The sequence below is a fragment of the Pseudomonas sp. B329 genome, from assembly GCF_023127835.1.
GTDB lineage: Bacteria > Pseudomonadota > Gammaproteobacteria > Pseudomonadales > Pseudomonadaceae > Aquipseudomonas > Aquipseudomonas synxantha_A.
On record NZ_SPKP01000053.1, the window covers coordinates 135,225 to 150,714 of the forward strand.

16 protein-coding genes and 4 tRNA genes are annotated in these 15,490 nt (G+C 59.7%); 7 read left to right on the forward strand and 13 right to left on the reverse strand.

Features of this window, described 5'->3' with window-relative positions; translation table 11 throughout:
• Positions 1-168: 168 nt before the first annotated feature.
• Both csrA and E4P00_RS24250 read left to right on the forward strand, forming a co-directional pair.
• Entirely contained in the window at positions 169-363 is a 195-nt protein-coding gene (csrA, locus tag E4P00_RS24245) for a carbon storage regulator CsrA (protein WP_003192511.1), read from the forward strand.
• A gap of 210 nt (positions 364-573) precedes the next feature.
• A complete protein-coding gene (locus E4P00_RS24250; protein WP_078821843.1) occupies positions 574-834 on the forward strand; it encodes a hypothetical protein in 261 nt (86 codons plus the stop codon).
• 14 nt (positions 835-848) lie between these two features.
• Here the strand turns inward: E4P00_RS24250 and E4P00_RS24255 are convergent, their stop codons facing one another.
• Positions 849-1,526, reverse strand: a complete 678-nt coding sequence (locus E4P00_RS24255) for an HAD-IA family hydrolase (RefSeq protein WP_103733795.1) — start codon at positions 1,524-1,526, stop codon at positions 849-851.
• Between the two features lie 216 nt (positions 1,527-1,742).
• Between E4P00_RS24255 and E4P00_RS24260 the strand changes: the two genes are divergently transcribed.
• Genes E4P00_RS24260 through E4P00_RS24270 form a run of 3 tightly spaced genes read left to right on the forward strand, consistent with a single transcriptional unit; the run spans position 1,743 to position 4,114 of the window.
• Positions 1,743-2,003, forward strand: coding sequence for a DUF2790 domain-containing protein (locus E4P00_RS24260; RefSeq protein ID WP_032880274.1), 261 nt, complete (start codon positions 1,743-1,745; stop codon positions 2,001-2,003).
• Positions 2,004-2,045: 42 nt separating this feature from the next.
• Positions 2,046-2,717 carry a heavy metal response regulator transcription factor gene (locus tag E4P00_RS24265; RefSeq protein ID WP_032880272.1) on the forward strand — a complete coding sequence of 224 codons (672 nt, stop codon included), beginning with the start codon at positions 2,046-2,048 and terminating at the stop codon, positions 2,715-2,717.
• Positions 2,714-4,114: a heavy metal sensor histidine kinase gene (locus tag E4P00_RS24270; RefSeq protein WP_248133203.1), complete on the forward strand. Its 1,401-nt coding sequence runs from the start codon at positions 2,714-2,716 to the stop codon at positions 4,112-4,114. The genes E4P00_RS24265 and E4P00_RS24270 overlap by 4 nt, the downstream gene beginning before the upstream one ends.
• Before the next feature lie 12 nt (positions 4,115-4,126).
• Here the strand turns inward: E4P00_RS24270 and E4P00_RS24275 are convergent, their stop codons facing one another.
• The 5 genes from E4P00_RS24275 to E4P00_RS24295 form a co-directional block, all read right to left on the reverse strand.
• Positions 4,127-4,624 (reverse strand): anti-virulence regulator CigR family protein, encoded by a 498-nt coding sequence (locus tag E4P00_RS24275; protein ID WP_078821846.1) that lies wholly within the window; start codon positions 4,622-4,624, stop codon positions 4,127-4,129.
• A 78-nt stretch (positions 4,625-4,702) separates the two neighbouring features.
• Positions 4,703-5,317 carry a pyroglutamyl-peptidase I gene (gene pcp / locus E4P00_RS24280; RefSeq protein ID WP_248133204.1) on the reverse strand — a complete coding sequence of 205 codons (615 nt, stop codon included), beginning with the start codon at positions 5,315-5,317 and terminating at the stop codon, positions 4,703-4,705.
• 7 nt (positions 5,318-5,324) lie between these two features.
• Positions 5,325-6,275: a DUF979 domain-containing protein gene (locus tag E4P00_RS24285; protein ID WP_032880266.1), complete on the reverse strand. Its 951-nt coding sequence runs from the start codon at positions 6,273-6,275 to the stop codon at positions 5,325-5,327.
• Complete coding sequence (locus tag E4P00_RS24290) at positions 6,272-6,988, reverse strand: DUF969 domain-containing protein (protein WP_005789724.1); 717 nt, start codon at positions 6,986-6,988, stop codon at positions 6,272-6,274. Before E4P00_RS24290 ends, E4P00_RS24285 begins: the two co-directional genes overlap by 4 nt.
• A gap of 638 nt (positions 6,989-7,626) precedes the next feature.
• Positions 7,627-7,703 (reverse strand) — tRNA-Val (locus tag E4P00_RS24295).
• Positions 7,704-7,887: 184 nt separating this feature from the next.
• On the opposite strand from E4P00_RS24295, the gene E4P00_RS24300 reads away from it, so the two are divergent.
• The gene (locus E4P00_RS24300) at positions 7,888-9,171 is read left to right on the forward strand and encodes an FAD-binding oxidoreductase (RefSeq protein WP_032880262.1); all 1,284 of its coding nucleotides are present in this window, start codon (positions 7,888-7,890) and stop codon (positions 9,169-9,171) included.
• A gap of 63 nt (positions 9,172-9,234) precedes the next feature.
• Here E4P00_RS24300 and E4P00_RS24305 read toward each other — a convergent pair whose 3' ends face one another.
• Genes E4P00_RS24305 through E4P00_RS24315 form a run of 3 tightly spaced genes read right to left on the reverse strand, consistent with a single transcriptional unit; the run spans position 9,235 to position 13,836 of the window.
• Positions 9,235-10,470, reverse strand: a complete 1,236-nt coding sequence (locus E4P00_RS24305; protein WP_248133205.1) for a cytochrome c — start codon at positions 10,468-10,470, stop codon at positions 9,235-9,237.
• 2 nt (positions 10,471-10,472) lie between these two features.
• The gene (locus E4P00_RS24310) at positions 10,473-11,012 is read right to left on the reverse strand and encodes a (2Fe-2S)-binding protein (protein WP_005789732.1); all 540 of its coding nucleotides are present in this window, start codon (positions 11,010-11,012) and stop codon (positions 10,473-10,475) included.
• The gene (locus tag E4P00_RS24315) at positions 11,005-13,836 is read right to left on the reverse strand and encodes a xanthine dehydrogenase family protein molybdopterin-binding subunit (RefSeq protein WP_248133206.1); all 2,832 of its coding nucleotides are present in this window, start codon (positions 13,834-13,836) and stop codon (positions 11,005-11,007) included. The genes E4P00_RS24310 and E4P00_RS24315 overlap by 8 nt, the downstream gene beginning before the upstream one ends.
• Here E4P00_RS24315 and E4P00_RS24320 point away from each other — a divergent pair.
• On the forward strand, positions 13,835-14,014 hold the full coding sequence (locus E4P00_RS24320) for a hypothetical protein (RefSeq protein ID WP_032880254.1): 180 nt from the start codon (positions 13,835-13,837) through the stop codon (positions 14,012-14,014). The two genes, E4P00_RS24315 and E4P00_RS24320, sit on opposite strands and share 2 nt — an antisense overlap.
• A 206-nt stretch (positions 14,015-14,220) precedes the next feature.
• Here E4P00_RS24320 and E4P00_RS24325 read toward each other — a convergent pair.
• The 4 genes from E4P00_RS24325 to E4P00_RS24340 all read right to left on the reverse strand — a co-directional run bounded on the left by E4P00_RS24325 (position 14,221) and on the right by E4P00_RS24340 (position 15,483).
• Positions 14,221-14,297, reverse strand: a tRNA-Asp gene (locus tag E4P00_RS24325).
• A 105-nt stretch (positions 14,298-14,402) separates the two neighbouring features.
• A tRNA-Asp gene (locus E4P00_RS24330) sits at positions 14,403-14,479 on the reverse strand.
• Between the two features lie 56 nt (positions 14,480-14,535).
• A tRNA-Val gene (locus E4P00_RS24335) sits at positions 14,536-14,611 on the reverse strand.
• Positions 14,612-14,718: 107 nt separating this feature from the next.
• Complete coding sequence (locus tag E4P00_RS24340) at positions 14,719-15,483, reverse strand: SDR family oxidoreductase (RefSeq protein WP_032880253.1); 765 nt, start codon at positions 15,481-15,483, stop codon at positions 14,719-14,721.
• Positions 15,484-15,490 lie beyond the last annotated feature (7 nt).

Consider the following 15,490-nt stretch of genomic DNA (forward strand, 5'->3'; position numbering starts at 1 on the left):
AATGCGAATGATGTATCGCGACCTGTATGATGCCGCCATGGGAATTAATGTCGCCTCTATGCGTCCTAAAAGAGGCAGCCACAGGGAAGCGCTTCGCAGTAAGCTACACACATCCGACACCTGCCCTGTCTGACACATGTGTCCTTAAAAGTAATCAAGGAGAAGTCCATGCTTATACTCACCCGCAAAGTTGGTGAAAGCATAAACATCGGTGATGACATTACGATCACCATTCTGGGCGTTAGCGGCCAGCAAGTACGAATCGGCATCAACGCACCCAAGGACGTTGCCGTGCATCGCGAGGAGATTTACCAGCGCATCCAGGCCGGCCTGACTGCACCCGACAAAAACCAGACGCCTTGAAACGCCTCCAGTAGCCAGCCCTTTCGTTCACTGTAATGGCTGGCGAAAACCCAATCGGCCTGCTCGCGTCTTCCAGCCTGACCAGTGCGCTTTGAGCATGCCCCTTCGCTGCAAGATGAAACTGTCTGGGCATCTGGAACTTGTTGAAGTATTCGCAGCCCAATTTCTGACACTTTATCCTGCCATCCGTGTGCATTCAGGAATACGTCGATGAGGCCAGTCGCGACGCCACCTCTTGTTTCCAGATCCTGGATGATCGCCCTGCTGATCGGGGTGGCCTTCCTGGCGCTTGGGTATGGGCTGAGAGTCGAAGTCGAGGGCGCCGATCCCGACGCCCATTCCTGGCTGGACCTGGCGCTCCTTCTCTGCGGCTACCTGCTGGTGTTCTGCCTCAAACCCATCCAAAAAGTTATCTTGCGCAAGCTATGCCAGCGCGCAGCGCATCGTGCCCATCAGAAAACCACACGCTGAGGACCTGCTGCGTATCACGGCGCCAGCTTGCGCAAAGACAACAAGCCATCAGCGCCATGCTCGGTGCATAAATCGCCGTAGTCGTTGATGCAAGCGTGTGCAGTCACCATGGGCTCCAAGTGTGCCGAGGTGACAACCACAACATCCGCCCCCGCTGCTTCACCCGCTCGAATGCCCACCGCGGCGTCTTCGAACACCAGGCTGTCCTCAACCGACACCCCCAGGCGTTTCGCGCCCAATAAATAGCACGCAGGGTCGGGTTTACCGTTGGCCACATCTTCGGCCGTCACCCACACGGCCGGCACGGGAATGCCTGCCGCTTGCAGTCGACGTAACGCCAGCGCCTTGGGGGCAGACGTGACCAGTGCCCATTGATCCGCGGGCACGCCTTTCAAAAACGCCACTGCGCCGGGAATCGCTACAACGCCGTCGACATCGTTGAGCTCCGCGTCGGTAATCCACTGGGCTTCAACTTCTGGATCGACACCCGGCAACGCCTGGCGGGTGATCGTATCAATCGCGCGCGCGCCATGAATGGTAGGCAGAAACGCTTCCACATCCAGACCATGGCGCTCGGCCCAGATGCTCCATACACGTTCGGCCGCAGCGATGGAGTTGAGCAGGGTCCCATCCATATCGAACAGGAAAGCGCGGTAACGCCGGTTGAACACGGATGAAGTTGAGATGGACACTGCGCGGCTTCCTCATGAGCTGGACCCCTGCAATCTACGGATCACCTCGGCGCTTGTAAACGTAGAGCCTCCTCGACCGGACACTCATTGCCCACGCGCCAGGCTCGAACCAAGAATGACGAACTTGTCATGATCCTGTTGGTTGGCTGTTGGGGTCGCCTGGTTACTGTGAACTCACTGCCAACCCGGCAGCCCCCAGCCACGAGAGAGACCGCCATGAAACTGTTCGCCCTGGGCTTTGCCGCCTTGCTCGCCACCGGTACTGCCTTCGCTGCCGACGTAACGTCTGCCAGCGATGTCATCCACGACAAAACCGGCTTCTTCCTACACCTGGATGTCGACAAGGTGCTATCGAGCACCGACATCTCTGGCCAATGCGGGATTGTCCCGGCGCACTTGCGCTACCTGGACCATCAGGGCCGCGAACACCTACTCGATTACCAAGTCCAGGGCGTCGGTTGCGCCAGTGACAATTGATCGGGCTACACTTGCGCCACTTATTGAAGCAGGACACTTTCCATGAACATCCTCGTAGTCGAAGACGAACCCAAGGCCGGCAATTACCTGCTCAATGGCTTGCAGGAGCTGGGCCACTCGGTGAGCCTGGCGCGCGACGGCGTAGAGGGTTTGCACTTGGCCCTGGAAACACCATTCGACGTGATCGTGCTGGACGTGATGATGCCGAAAATGGATGGTTGGGAAGTGCTGCGTCGCCTGCGCAAAGAGGCCGATACACCGGTGCTGTTCCTCACCGCTCGCGATGACATCGCCGACCGCATCAAGGGCCTTGAACTGGGTGCCGACGACTACCTGATCAAACCCTTCTCCTTCGCCGAACTGGTTGCACGCCTGCGCACCCTCAACCGACGTGGCCCGAGCCGCGAAGAAGAACAGCTGCACATCGCCGACCTGCACATTGACGTGCTCAAGCGCCGTGTGACCCGCGCCGGTACGCGCATTACCCTGACCAACAAGGAGTTCGCCTTGCTGCACCTGTTCGCCACCCACCAGGACCAGGTGCTGTCCCGCTCGCTGATCGCTTCACGCGTATGGGACATGAACTTCGACAGCGACACCAATGTGGTCGATGTTGCCGTACGCCGCCTGCGCCTGAAGATCGATGACCCGTTCCAGCTCAAACTGATCCACAGCGTGCGGGGCATTGGCTACCGCTTCGATACCCAACCATGAAGCGCGATCGCCATTATTCCCTGACCCTGCGCCTGGCATTGATCTTTGCCCTGCTCGCCTTCGCCCTGCTGGCCACCCTGGGCGTGACGCTATACCGCGAGCTGGAGCGTGAGCTGATCAAGCGTGACGACGCCGCGCTGATCTCGCGCGCCAACCAACTGCGCAACGTGCTCAATGACGGCAATACCCGCGAGCTGATCAAGACCAAGCCCCAGCTGTTCCAGAACATGCTGGGCAACAGTGAGTCGGTACTGAGCATCGCTGCACCTGGGCAGACTCCGTTATTGCTCGTCAACCCGGGCAACATTCAAATACCGGCCGTGCCGGCCGTGGCAAAAGACCACGCCCTTGGACTCGCCGACGTACACCATTTGCCCGGCGTAGATGGCGTGCCCTTCGCCACCGTGGCGGCTTTCATCGACACCGGTGACCTGGGGAGCCTGCAAGTCACCGTCGGGCGCCTGATGGCTGAACGCACAGCCATGCTTGCCAGTTATCGCTTGAGTGTTTTTATCCTGGCCAGCATCGCGGCGGTCATTCTCGCCTTGGTTGGTTATGTGCTGGTACACCGTGGGCTGGTGCCCTTGCGGCGCCTGGCCGGACACGCACAGGGCATCGGCGTGAACAACCTGGCCGAGCGCCTGGGCAGCCAAGGCGCGCCCAAGGAGCTGCTGCCGATGATTGACGCCTTCAACACCATGCTTGAACGGCTGGCCAAAGGTTTTATTCAACTGGGCCAGGTGTCCACCGATATGGCCCATGAACTGCGCACCCCCATCAATAACTTGCTCGGTGAAACCCAGGTCGCGCTGCAACAGAGCCGCACTATTGAAGACTATCAGCAACTGCTGGCCTCAAACGTTGAAGAGCTTGAACGCCTGGCACGGATGCTCGACAACATGCTGTTCCTGGCCCGTACCGACCCTGCCAGCGCCTTGCGCCAACGTCAGGCGCTGGACGCAGCCGATGAAGTGGAGCGCATCGCCGATTATTTCGAGGGCTTGGCCGGTGATGTGGGTATGCACATCGTTGGCGTGGGCGAAGGTGTGATCTGGGCGGAACCGATGCTGCTGCGCCGGGCCCTGGCGAACCTGTGCGCCAATGCCATCAAGTATGGCGCGCCGAACACCGAGCTGAGCATCCGGGCCGTCCCGACAGTCGAGGGCACTTGCATCAAGGTCAGCAACCAGGGTGCAACCATTGCCGCGGAGCATTTGCCCAGGCTGTTCGAACGCTTTTACCGGGTGGATGAATCCCGTGAATGTTCATCCCAGTCCAATGGACTGGGATTGTCAATTGTGGCGACCATCATGCAGCTGCATAACGGTCGGTATGGCGTCAGCAGTGAAGACGGCGTGACGTGCTTTGAATTGTTTTTCCCCGCGCAGGAGACGTGAGGGGTTTTCCGCTCAATCAAAGGCGCCATTAAGTACTTCGTAGATGATGCCGCTGGCGATGGCGACCAGAATCAAATCGGTTCCCGCTTGCTGCCATTCATAACCGTCGTAGTGCGGCAGCCGCCCCAGCAGGCGACCATCGAGTTTCTTGGCGATACCGGGTGGCAGCGGCTTGCCGCGCGCCAGGTTCTTCTGGATCCCCGGCGGCAATGCAGGCCCTGGGCTCCAGTAATCGCGATAACCGCCGAGCACATTCAATACGCTCCCTCGGTCAACGCTGGGGCCGTGACCACCTGAGCCGCCCTTGCCCTTGGGCTTGTCGTAGGCCTGCCCTGCGGGGTTATTGCCTTTGTTATTGCCCTGCCCCTGACCGCCCTTGTTACCCTGGCCCTGCCCCCCTTGGTTATTACCCTGCCCCTTGCCATTACCGGGATCGGCCAAGGCAAGACCGCTACCCGCAAACAGCGCGAGGGACAACACGACAGATACGAACTTCGGGTACTTGATCATGATGGTTTTCCAAGGTGGATACACCTGTGAACTATAGTCGAAGTTGCCCCACGAATGACTCCATTCACAGCCCGACCGTCAGCTCAGCTGCCCGCCTGCTTCCCGTACATCCGCTTGGGTGAGCCAGGCCGTCGAGACTGCCAGTCGCAAGGCCTCAACTAAAGGCGGCTGGTCGGCCGGCGGCGCGCTCGGCACATGGATAAACCCACTGCGCACCCCGGCCTCGACCAGCCGGTGCTGCAAAAGGTAGAACACCTGATTGCACACGAACGTGCCCGCCGTTTGCGAAACGGCAGCCGCCACCCCCGCGTCACGCAGCGCCTTGACCATGGCCTTGATCGGCAATGTCGAGAAGTATGCAGCCGGGCCACCGGCTACCACTGGCGTATCAATCGGTTGCTGCCCGAGGTTGTCGGGGATGCGTGCGTCATTGATATTGATCGCTACACGCTCGATAGACATCTCGCTGCGCCCGGGCGCCAGGCCGGTGGCAATCACCATTGCCGGATTCAACTCACTGATCAATCGGGCCAGGTGTTCACCCGCCGTGGCAAATGCACAGGGCAGGCAATGCGCGACAATGCGTGCACCCTCGCCCAGTTGCACGCCATCCAACTGGCGCGCAGCTTCCCATGACGGGTTCACAAGGTCGTTATCAAAGGGCTCGAAACCCGTCAGCAGTACAGTTTGCATAGTGACCTCACATCAACAGGTAAAGCAGCACGATATTGACCACCAGCATCATCAGCGCCGTGGGGATCTGCGCCTTGATCACCGCGTTCTTGTCGGGCAACTCCAGCAACGCCGCCGGCACGATATTGAAGTTGGCCGCCATCGGCGTCATCAACGTGCCGCAGTAACCGGAAAACATACCGATCGCCGCCATCACCGCAGGGTTGCCGCCATAAATCCCTACCAGCACCGGCACGCCGACGCCGCCAGTCATCACAGGGAAAGCCGCAAAACCATTGCCCATGATCACCGTAAACAGGGCCATGCCCAGTACATAGACCATCACCGCCACCAGCTTGTAGTCCAGGTTGATGTAGGTGGTGGTGACGTGGGCGACTGCCGTGCCCACCCCGGCCTCGTTGAACAACAATCCAAGCATCGCCAGCATCTGCGGCAACACCATGGCCCAGCCCAGGGCTTCGGTCAGGCGACGGGATTCGCGCAGGGCTTGTACCGGCGTATCGCGGGTCAGCCAGCAGGCCAGGCCCAGAGCAATCAGGCAGCCGATGCCGAGCGAGACGAAGGTGGTGTTCTTCGGGTCCAGCAACGGTACACCGCCAATTTCGGTGTGCTTGAGCAATACCGAGCCAATCACCGTAGTCAACGGAATCGCCAAGGCCGGGATAAACAACTTGTGGCCCAGGCGCCCGGCGCTGGCGCGGGACGCCTTGACGTGCAATTCGGCGTGCTGGCCGCGACCAACGCCACCCAAGCCGGCGATCAACGCCATCACCACCACACCGATGCCGATGGCCACCGAGGGCAGACGCTCCCCCACCAGGAACGGTATGGCGAACAACAACCAGAACAGCGCGCTGGACCAGCGTTTGGGATGGGTGCGATCGAGCAGGATCATGCCCGCAGTGATCAGCAACAGAACACCGGCGAGCCAATAAAGGTATTGAATGGAAATAATCATTGAGCAGCCTCCACGGACGTGGTGGCCGGGCTCATTTCGCGGGTCAATCGTCGATCAAAGCGATGCAGCCGGATCGCATGAATGATGAACGCACAAATCGCCGTCGGAATGCCCCACACCGCGATGTGCAGCGGCTCCACGTCAATCCCCGAGCCCAACAGGAAGGTGTGCATCAACGCAATTGCACCGAAGGCGACAAAAATATCCTCACCAAAAAACAGCCCGACGTTATCGGTGGCCGCACACATGGCCAAGACCTTGTGGCGCAGCTTGTCTGGCAGCTTGCCGTAGCGTTTTTCCGCGGCACCTTCGGCCATCGGCGCCAACAGTGGCCGCACCATTTGCGGATGCCCACCCAGGCTGGTCAGCCCCATGGCGGCCGTGGATTCACGCACAAACAGATAAATGATCAGTAAACGCCCAACCGTGGCGCGCTCGAAGCGGGCGATCCAGTTCTGCGCGTGCAGGCGCAGGCCATGGCGCTCCAACAGGCCAATCACCGCCAGCGGCAATAAAAGAATCAATTGCAGGGCACGAGTCTGAAGGAAACCATCGCCCATGGTGGCGAGAATTTTTTCCAGCGGGAACTGGGCGGCAAGCCCGGTGGCGATGGCGGCGGCGGTGACCACCAACAGCGGATTGAAGCGCAATACAAAGCCGACCACGATGACAAGCACGCCGATCAGCGGCCATAGGTTCACAACTGTTTGCATGGCACAGAGGTCCTTTAGTGCGCGCTGCGGCGCCATAACAGCAGGATGTGGGCAAAGGGCTCACAGCTTGGAAGTGGCGTGCAGTCGGCTCGGTTTTTTTATTGTTGACCCGGAAGGTCGAGCGTCAGTGGCGGCAACTTTGCTGTCTGGAGACCGGGAGTGTCCAACAAGAAAAATTGTTGCTGCACACCAATAAATTTTGTGGGGGGATGGCGCCGACGGTCGGGCGCTATCAGGAGAAAGCGTCCAGGCCTCAAGGGGAAAGTCGCGCAGCCAACCTGATGAGGAGCTCAAAATCGTTCAACCGTGTAGATTCTCAATCAGAACCTATACTCCATCATGCAGCTGTGTGTACCTGCAGTTCGTTCACGGTGTTATACCGACAATGAGGGCTCGCGCTATGTATGCCGGACAAATGAGTGATATGGCGACCACGTTTGGCGAAATACGCTGCCAGGTGTTCGTCCAGATAATTTGCCTGCTGTCGGTGGCTACGCTGTTCTGCTGATCGAGCGTTCAAACACCTGAATACACGCCTTGAGTCGTGTAGGGATGGCTATTGCCCAAATTCCAGACAACAAAAAAGGGCCCACCTTTCGGTGAGCCCTTCTAGACCGCCCAGCAGAGCGGATTTTGTTTGGTAGGCGCGATTGGACTCGAACCAACGACCCCCACCATGTCAAGGTGGTGCTCTAACCAACTGAGCTACGTGCCTGCTGTGAGGCGGCATTCTACGGAATTCCGGAGGGGTGTCAACATCTTTTTTGCAGCTAAGCCTATGAATATGCGAATTTTTTATTTATGCCGGGTACACCTGGGATTTCCGGGTGGCTGGCAGGCAATTTTCAACTCAGGTAGGATCGCCGCACTCGTAAAAAATATAAAACAGAGGTTCCAGGATGGCGAACACCCCCTACCCCCAGTCCTATTACGCCGCTTCCGCGAATGCAGCCCCACCTCGCCCGACGCTGCAAGGTGAGGTCGAAACCGATGTCTGTGTGATTGGTGCCGGCTATACCGGGCTTTCCAGCGCGCTGTTTTTGCTGGAGAACGGCTTTCGCGTCACGGTACTGGAAGCCGCCAAGGTGGGTTTTGGTGCCTCGGGTCGTAATGGCGGGCAGATCGTCAATAGCTACAGCCGTGATATCGATGTGATCGAGCGCAGTGTCGGGCCCAGACAGGCTCAGTTGCTGGGGCAGATGGCCTTTGAAGGCGGCAAGATCATTCGTGAGCGCGTGGCTAAATACCAGATCCAGTGCGACTTGAAGGACGGCGGTGTATTTGCCGCACTCAACAGCAAGCACATGGGTCATCTGGAATCGCAGAAGCGCCTGTGGGAGCGCTACGGCCATACGCAGCTGGAATTGCTCGACGAACGCCGCATCCGCGAAGTGGTGGCCTGTGACAACTATGTGGGCGGTTTGCTGGACATGAGCGGCGGGCATATCCACCCGCTCAACCTGGCACTGGGCGAAGCGGCGGCCGTGGAATCCCTGGGCGGTACGATTTATGAGCAATCGGCAGCGGTGCGCATCGAGCGCGGCGCCAACCCTGTGGTACACACCGCCGAAGGCAGGGTCCGGGCCAAATTCATTATCGTTGCCGGTAACGCTTACCTGGGCAACCTGGTGCCGGAGCTGGCGGCCAAGTCGATGCCATGCGGTACCCAAGTGATCACCACCGCACCCCTTGGCGATGAATTGGCCAAGACGCTGTTGCCGCAGGATTACTGTGTCGAAGACTGCAACTACCTGCTCGACTACTACCGCCTCACCAGTGACAAGCGCCTGATCTTCGGCGGCGGCGTGGTGTATGGCGCGCGGGACCCGGCGAATATCGAGGCAATCATCCGGCCAAAAATGCTCAAGGCATTCCCGCAACTCAAAGACGTGAAGATCGACTACGCCTGGACCGGCAATTTCCTGCTGACCCTGTCGCGCCTGCCCCAGGTCGGCCGTCTTGGCGACAACATCTATTACTCACAAGGCTGTAGCGGCCATGGCGTGACGTACACGCACCTGGCAGGCAAAGTACTGGCGGAGGCATTGCGCGGGCAGGCTGAGCGTTTTGATGCGTTTGCGGACTTGCCGCATTACCCGTTCCCGGGCGGGCAGATGTTGCGCACGCCGTTTGCAGCGCTGGGGGCTTGGTACTACGGGTTGCGCGATAAATTCGGAATGTAAACACATCCGGTGTGAGAGCGACTTGCTCACTCCCACACCGGCTGTACGCTTCATACGCTGCCGTCAATGCGCCTTGTGTTCGACGGAAGGCGCCTCGGCTTGCAGCTTCTGCACATCGCCTACGGCCAGCTCAGCCGATTGGCCGCCCCAACCTTGACGCAGGTAATTGAGCAGATCAGTCAGCTGTTGCGCACTGAGCTTCTCGGAAAACCCCGGCATCGGTTGCATGTGCTCGAACCCGGAAAATTTCTGCTCGCCAATACCGTCCTCGATCACACGCAGCAGGTTGCGCGGGTCTTCCAGTCGCAACGTGGTGTTGCCGCGCATGGCCACCGCGATGTGCGGCTTGCCTTCGCCACCTGCGGCGTGGCAACCGGCGCAGACGTTCAGGTATTCCTGGCGGCCGCGCTGAGCGCTCTGGCTGAGTTTATCCACCGGCACGTCGACCAGCGCTTTGGCGGCCGGCGGGTTATCGCCCAGCAGGAACGTGGCCATCGCGGCCAGATCCTGATCGCTCAGGCCTTGGGTGCTGTTGTGGAACACCGGGAACATCTCGTTGAACATCGTGCCCTGGGCGCTCATGCCGTGCTTGAGGAATGTGGCCAGGTCCTGTTCATTCCAACCGCGCGCAGCCAGGTCAGTGGCGAGCAGGCTGGGCGCCAGGTAACCATTGAGGATGCCGCCGGTCAGGCGCTTGTCCAGCTCCATCGCGCCCGGCAGGCCGCGTGGCGTGTGGCATTCGCCGCAGTGACCAAGCACTTCGACCATGTACTGGCCGCGTTTCCAGGCTTCGCTTTTACCTTCGGTCGGCTCCAGTTTCAGCGCTTTGCCGTACAGCACATTCCAGCCCATCAGGCCCAGGCGCACGTTGAACGGAAAGCTCAGGCTCGTCACCGGCCCTGCGCGCTCGATCGGCTCGATGGTTTTGAGGTACGCATGAATCGCATCCGAATCTTCGCGCGGCATCAGGTGGTAGGAGGTGTACGGCATCGCCGGGTACAGATTCGCCCCATCGCGACGCTTGCCTTGCGTCAGCGCAGCGAAGAACTCGTCATCGTTGTACAAGCCGATGCCGTGCTCTTTGCTCGGCGTGATGTTGGTGCCGTAGATCGTGCCGAACGACGAGACGATCGGCAGCCCGCCCGCAAACGGCGCGCCGCCCGCCGCAGTGTGGCACGCCATGCAGTCGGCGGCGCGGGCCAGGTATTCGCCGCGCTTGACCTGATCATCGGCATGAGCAAACAGCACCGGCGCAGCCAGGCCGACCGCCAGGGTCATTCGGGTCAGAAAAAGCTTCATGCTCAACCCTCCTTGACCAGGCCGAGATCGGTCAGCACGTTGCGAGTAGCGTTGTAATAACGCACGTACCCGGTGCAACGGCAGACGTGATGCCCAAGGCTGTCCTCGATGACTTGTTCCAGTTTGCTGTGTACGGTCGGCTGGCGCTGCAGCTTTTCCACCAGCACGGTCGCTGCGTTGACGAAGCCCGGCGCGCAGTAGCTGCACTGGAACGCAAACTCATCCACGAAGCGCTGCTGGATCGGGTTCAGTTCGATGACCTGCCCCGACTCGTCGCGCTTGGCGTGGGATTCGATGGTGCGCACTCGCTTGCCTTCAAAGTAATGCGCGCCGGTGATGCACGTGCGCACTTCTTCGCTGGTGCCGTCCGGGTTGTCGACGATGACCACGCAAGCGTGGCAAATACCCTGGCCGCAGCCAAGACGCGAGCCAGTGAGGTTTTTGTATTCGTGCAGGTAGTCGATCATCGGCAGGTCATCAGGGATGTCCACTGGGCCGACGGATTGACCATTGAGGGTCAGTTGAAGCGGACGGTTAGGCATTGAGGGCTTCCTTGATGCGCGCAGCAGTGATTGGCAGGTCGCGAACACGTTTACCGATGGCGTGCGCCACGGCATTACCGATGGCCCCGACGATCGGGATCATCACCACTTCAGCGATACCCTTGGATGGATCGCTCGGCGACAGCGCCGGCAAAATCTCCGACGTCTGTTTCCACACGGCAACGTGACGCGCCATCGGCAGACGGTAACGGTTGAAGTTCCAGTCACCCTCCCCCGGCCCGCCTTCATACAGCGGCATTTCCTCCATCAATGCGTGGCCGATGCCCATGGCGACACCGCCCTCAAGCTGACCTTTGACTAACTCCTCAACCAGCACGCGACCGCACTCGATCCACGAATGGTGATTGAGCACCTCCACCTGCGCCGAGCCCTTATTGACCTTCAGCTCGACCAATGTGGCGACCGGGCTGTAGTAAGTCACGGCAGCGTTGTTCAACTGCGTCGCGGGGTAGCTGATGTTCTGGCGATCCAGCAGATGGAAGCCGGCAGTGCTCATCAGCGCCTGCTTGGCTTTTGGCGCGCCGTCGCCGTACTTCACGGCCAGGCCGTCGAGCGGCAGGCGCTCACGCACGCCGTCGATGCTGTATTCAGCCTCGGCCCAACTCCAGCGGTTGAAACCGTGCACAGTGGCCGCGGTGACCAGGCCGCGCTCGTGGGCACGCTTGGCCAATTCTTCAAAACTGAGTGGCTGCATGCCGTTGGCGGTGAGCTTGCCGTCGACCCAATGCGCATCTTCGCGGCGCACCACATACGGGTTGGCCTGACCGCCGAACGGGCCCTGACGCCAGATCTCCAGCGCCGCCGGCCACAAACCATGGTTGAACAGCACGCGCGCCGCTTCACGGGTGGCGTGGCTGAAGTAGTACGCCGAGTTGGTGGCCGAAGATGCCGAAGCGAGCTTGCCCACCCAGCGCGGGTTGCGCAGCAGGTTGTCCTGCTCGGCCTGGCTCATGATGTAAGGGTTGCCGCTGGTGATCAGCTGCATTTCCTTCCACTCTGTTTCGCCGGTCTTCACTTCGTGGGCCGGGCTGCCAAGGAAATCGGCAACGACCAGCGATTGCGAGGTAGACATACCGGTGCCGATTTCGATACCGATATGACGCAGGCTGATGCGACCGTCAGCGCTGAATTCGATACTGGCCATCGGTGCTTCGGAACCAGTGCCAAAGTCTTTCTGGCAGATAGCGAAACCCACGCCGTACCAGTTATCCGGGTCCGCGGCTTCGCGTTGTTGCTTGATCGCGTCGCGGTTTTTCCAGACCTCGTGCACAGAGGCTTTGTCGAGGATTTCGTGCAGGCGCAACGCACCGGCAGGAATGGCGCCCTGGGTGTTTTTCATGCCCGAACGCAGTGCGTTCTTGCGGCGCAACTCGATAGCATCCACACCGAGACGACCGGCGATTTCGTCGACCATCATTTCCGTCGCGGCCATGCTTTGCAGGGTGCCGTAACCACGCATCGAACCGGCTTCAACGCCCCGCGAGTGATACGCGGTGACTTGCAGGTCGTTCTGCGGCATGTAGTAGATCGACTGTGCGGCCGTGGCGCCTACTGCTGCGACCGAGGGGCTGTAGTTGATCCGGCCACCGCCGTCGACGCTCATGTCGGCGAGGAAGATCTTGAAGCTGTGATCGTTCTTGTCGACAGCCAATTGATAACGAATATCGAACGGATGACGCTTGATGCCGCTCTGGAACTGCTCGTAACGGTCATTGGCCAGACGCACCGGCACGCCGGCACCGTACAACGCCGCGAGGGCGGCGTAGTAGACAAAGATGTTGTGGTCTTTGGAGCCGTACCCCACGGTGTAACCGGGGTGCATGTTCAGGTTGGCCAGGCCGAAGCGCGACGGCGAGATCATTTTCGCAGTCTCGGTGGCCACCTCCAACGGGCACTGGGTGGCCACCACGAAGTGCAGGGTCTTGGTTGCCGGATCGTACCAACCGTTGCCGTTGTCCGGCTCCATGGCGGCCGGCTCGATTGACGGGGTCTTGTAGCGCTCGTCGAACACCAGCCAGTTGTCCGGCGGTGTGTTGATCTGACTCTTCATGCGGTCGGCGTAGAACAGACCGCGCTCGGTCAGGTTGCCGTGCAGATTCGGTTGTGAATTCCATACCGGGCGACGGTTTTTCAGCATCGGAAACAGAATCGAATCCTTGAGGCTGGCAAATTCGTCTTCATCGGCCGAGGTGGGGCCGCCAACGCGCACATAGCGGAAGCTACCGTAAGGGTCGCCTTCGTAGTACGGCACCTTGGCGCCGTAACGAATCGCCTTGTCGTTGAATTTGAGTTTGTTCTTGGCCTGGCGGAAACGCTCGAAATCGTTCCAGATCAGGATCGCCACCGGGTGACCGATAAACATCGGCACCTTGCCTTCAGGCAGCAGCGGGTCCGGAGCATGTTCCTCGGGGAAAACGATACCGTCCTTGTCCAGATCGGCAGCGGTGACGATACGATCCGGCTGCAGATCGGCGCCGAGCCACGCCAGGTCGTAGCCCGCATAAATATGGTCGGCCTTGATGGTTTTCAGCAGCATGGCGTGACCTTGCTGCGCAGGCCAGCCGGGCATGTCCTTGGAGCGGATGTCGCGGGCGAAGACTTTGCTGCCGCACACTTTGGACAACGCATCGTTACGCTGACGCGCCTTGCCGTTATTGCCCAGCCATTTTTCGGACGGCACGGTAACGCTGTTTTCCATCAGGGCAGCCAGCGCCTGGGTGCTCAGCGGTGTCAGCGTGACGCTCACACCCGCCACCAGGCCGCCCTGGAGGAACGAGCGCCGGGTTATTTCACGGTTGGACATGGATCATCCTCTGAGCGGTTATAAATCCGCCCTTATGGTTAAGTACACCGAATATCGAGACTTGCAGAAGCCTTTTTACGACGAATCAAAAGGCCATGATGACAGTGCAAAGTTGACCGAAGGGTTAACTTTAAAGGTTTCTGCGCCTGCGGCAAATAACCACATTGAAATTTTTTGACACAACAACGCAAAACGGCCGACAAGATCGAGACGATCTGTCAGCCGCTTGCCTATAAATGAGGACGATGTCACAAACACCATGACGTTTTTTCAAACGCCAGACACAAAAAACCCCGGTCTTTCGACCAGGGTCTTTGCTATCGGATCAAGTCAGCCAGTGGCTTTCTTGTGCTTCAAGGCGTTCAGTGGGCCTTGAGGCAGATATGGCGCAGCGGACGGGACTCGAACCCGCGACCCCCGGCGTGACAGGCCGGTATTCTAACCGACTGAACTACCGCTGCGTATCGCTTGGCTGATTGAGCGTAAACCCTCAACCACCTTTAAACATCTGATCAATCAACCTGGGTTGTTCAATCTCAAGCCCGACACATCGAACCTGGAAAATATGGCGCAGCGGACGGGACTCGAACCCGCGACCCCCGGCGTGACAGGCCGGTATTCTAACCGACTGAACTACCGCTGCGCGTCGGTGCAACCTTTAAAGTTGCGTCTTGCCACAAGTGCAAGACTCTCAAGAAGTGGTGGGTGATGACGGGATCGAACCGCCGACCCTCTGCTTGTAAGGCAGATGCTCTCCCAGCTGAGCTAATCACCCTTTGCTTCGTTGAGGCCGCGAAATTTACGCAGGTAGCGGACCTAAGTCAATAGCCTGCTTGAAGTTTTTCTGAAAAAGACAAAATCACTTCAAGACGGCTAACCGCCCTACTCGCTGTAAATCATCTTCTTGCTCATGCCACCGTCCACCACAAACTCTTGCCCGGTGACAAACCCGGCCTGACGCGACAGCAACCAGGCCACCATCGCCGCCACGTCCTCTACCGTACCGACCCTGCCCGCCGGATGCTGGGCATGATCAGCATCGGTGAGCGGCTCCGCACGGCGTGCAGCAGGATCACGCGCATCAATCCAGCCAGGGCTGACCGCATTGACCCGAACCTCTGGCCCCAGGCTCATGGCCAAGGCGTGAGTCAGGGCCAGCAAGCCACCCTTGCTCGCCGCGTAAGCTTCGGTATCCGGCTCCGATTGACGGGCCCGGGTCGATGCCAGGTTGACGATCGCACCGCCGTGGGCGCGCAGGTACGGCGCGCAATGCTTGGCCAACAGCATCGGCCCGCCGAGGTTCACCGCCAGCACGCGATTCCAGTACGCCAGATCGAGGCTTTCCAGGGTGATATTGCGCGGATCAGCCACGGCGGCATTGCAGACCAGCGCGTCGAGTCGCCCGAACTGCCCCAACACCTCGGCAACCCCCTGGGCCACTTGCTTCTCGTCGGCCACGTCCATGGTGATGAACCAGGCGTTATCACCCAGCACCTTGGACACCTTGGCGCCGCGCTCGCGGTCAAGGTCGGTCAACACCACCTGCCAGCCTTCGCTGATCAGCCACGCGGCAATCCCCAGGCCAATGCCCCGCGCCGCGCCCGTTACCAGTGCAACGCGCCCGTTACTGGCCGCTGCGGCCTCCATGGACCAC

Bases quoted from the DNA above. Each gene is read 5' to 3' on its own strand.
- E4P00_RS24260 (WP_032880274.1), top strand. From the start codon at position 1,743: ATGAAACTGTTCGCCCTGGGCTTTGCCGCCTTGCTCGCCACCGGTACT.
- E4P00_RS24310 (WP_005789732.1), bottom strand. From the start codon at position 11,012: ATGCCTAACCGTCCGCTTCAACTGACCCTCAATGGTCAATCCGTCGGC.
- E4P00_RS24265 (WP_032880272.1), top strand. From the start codon at position 2,046: ATGAACATCCTCGTAGTCGAAGACGAACCCAAGGCCGGCAATTACCTG.
- E4P00_RS24290 (WP_005789724.1), bottom strand. From the start codon at position 6,988: ATGCAAACAGTTGTGAACCTATGGCCGCTGATCGGCGTGCTTGTCATC.
- csrA (WP_003192511.1), top strand. From the start codon at position 169: ATGCTTATACTCACCCGCAAAGTTGGTGAAAGCATAAACATCGGTGAT.
- E4P00_RS24315 (WP_248133206.1), bottom strand. From the start codon at position 13,836: ATGTCCAACCGTGAAATAACCCGGCGCTCGTTCCTCCAGGGCGGCCTG.
- pcp (WP_248133204.1), bottom strand. From the start codon at position 5,317: ATGCAAACTGTACTGCTGACGGGTTTCGAGCCCTTTGATAACGACCTT.
- E4P00_RS24305 (WP_248133205.1), bottom strand. From the start codon at position 10,470: ATGAAGCTTTTTCTGACCCGAATGACCCTGGCGGTCGGCCTGGCTGCG.
- E4P00_RS24285 (WP_032880266.1), bottom strand. From the start codon at position 6,275: ATGATTATTTCCATTCAATACCTTTATTGGCTCGCCGGTGTTCTGTTG.
- E4P00_RS24270 (WP_248133203.1), top strand. From the start codon at position 2,714: ATGAAGCGCGATCGCCATTATTCCCTGACCCTGCGCCTGGCATTGATC.
- E4P00_RS24275 (WP_078821846.1), bottom strand. From the start codon at position 4,624: ATGATCAAGTACCCGAAGTTCGTATCTGTCGTGTTGTCCCTCGCGCTG.
- E4P00_RS24340 (WP_032880253.1), bottom strand. From the start codon at position 15,483: ATGGAGGCCGCAGCGGCCAGTAACGGGCGCGTTGCACTGGTAACGGGC.
- E4P00_RS24300 (WP_032880262.1), top strand. From the start codon at position 7,888: ATGGCGAACACCCCCTACCCCCAGTCCTATTACGCCGCTTCCGCGAAT.
- E4P00_RS24320 (WP_032880254.1), top strand. From the start codon at position 13,835: ATGGATCATCCTCTGAGCGGTTATAAATCCGCCCTTATGGTTAAGTAC.
- E4P00_RS24250 (WP_078821843.1), top strand. From the start codon at position 574: ATGAGGCCAGTCGCGACGCCACCTCTTGTTTCCAGATCCTGGATGATC.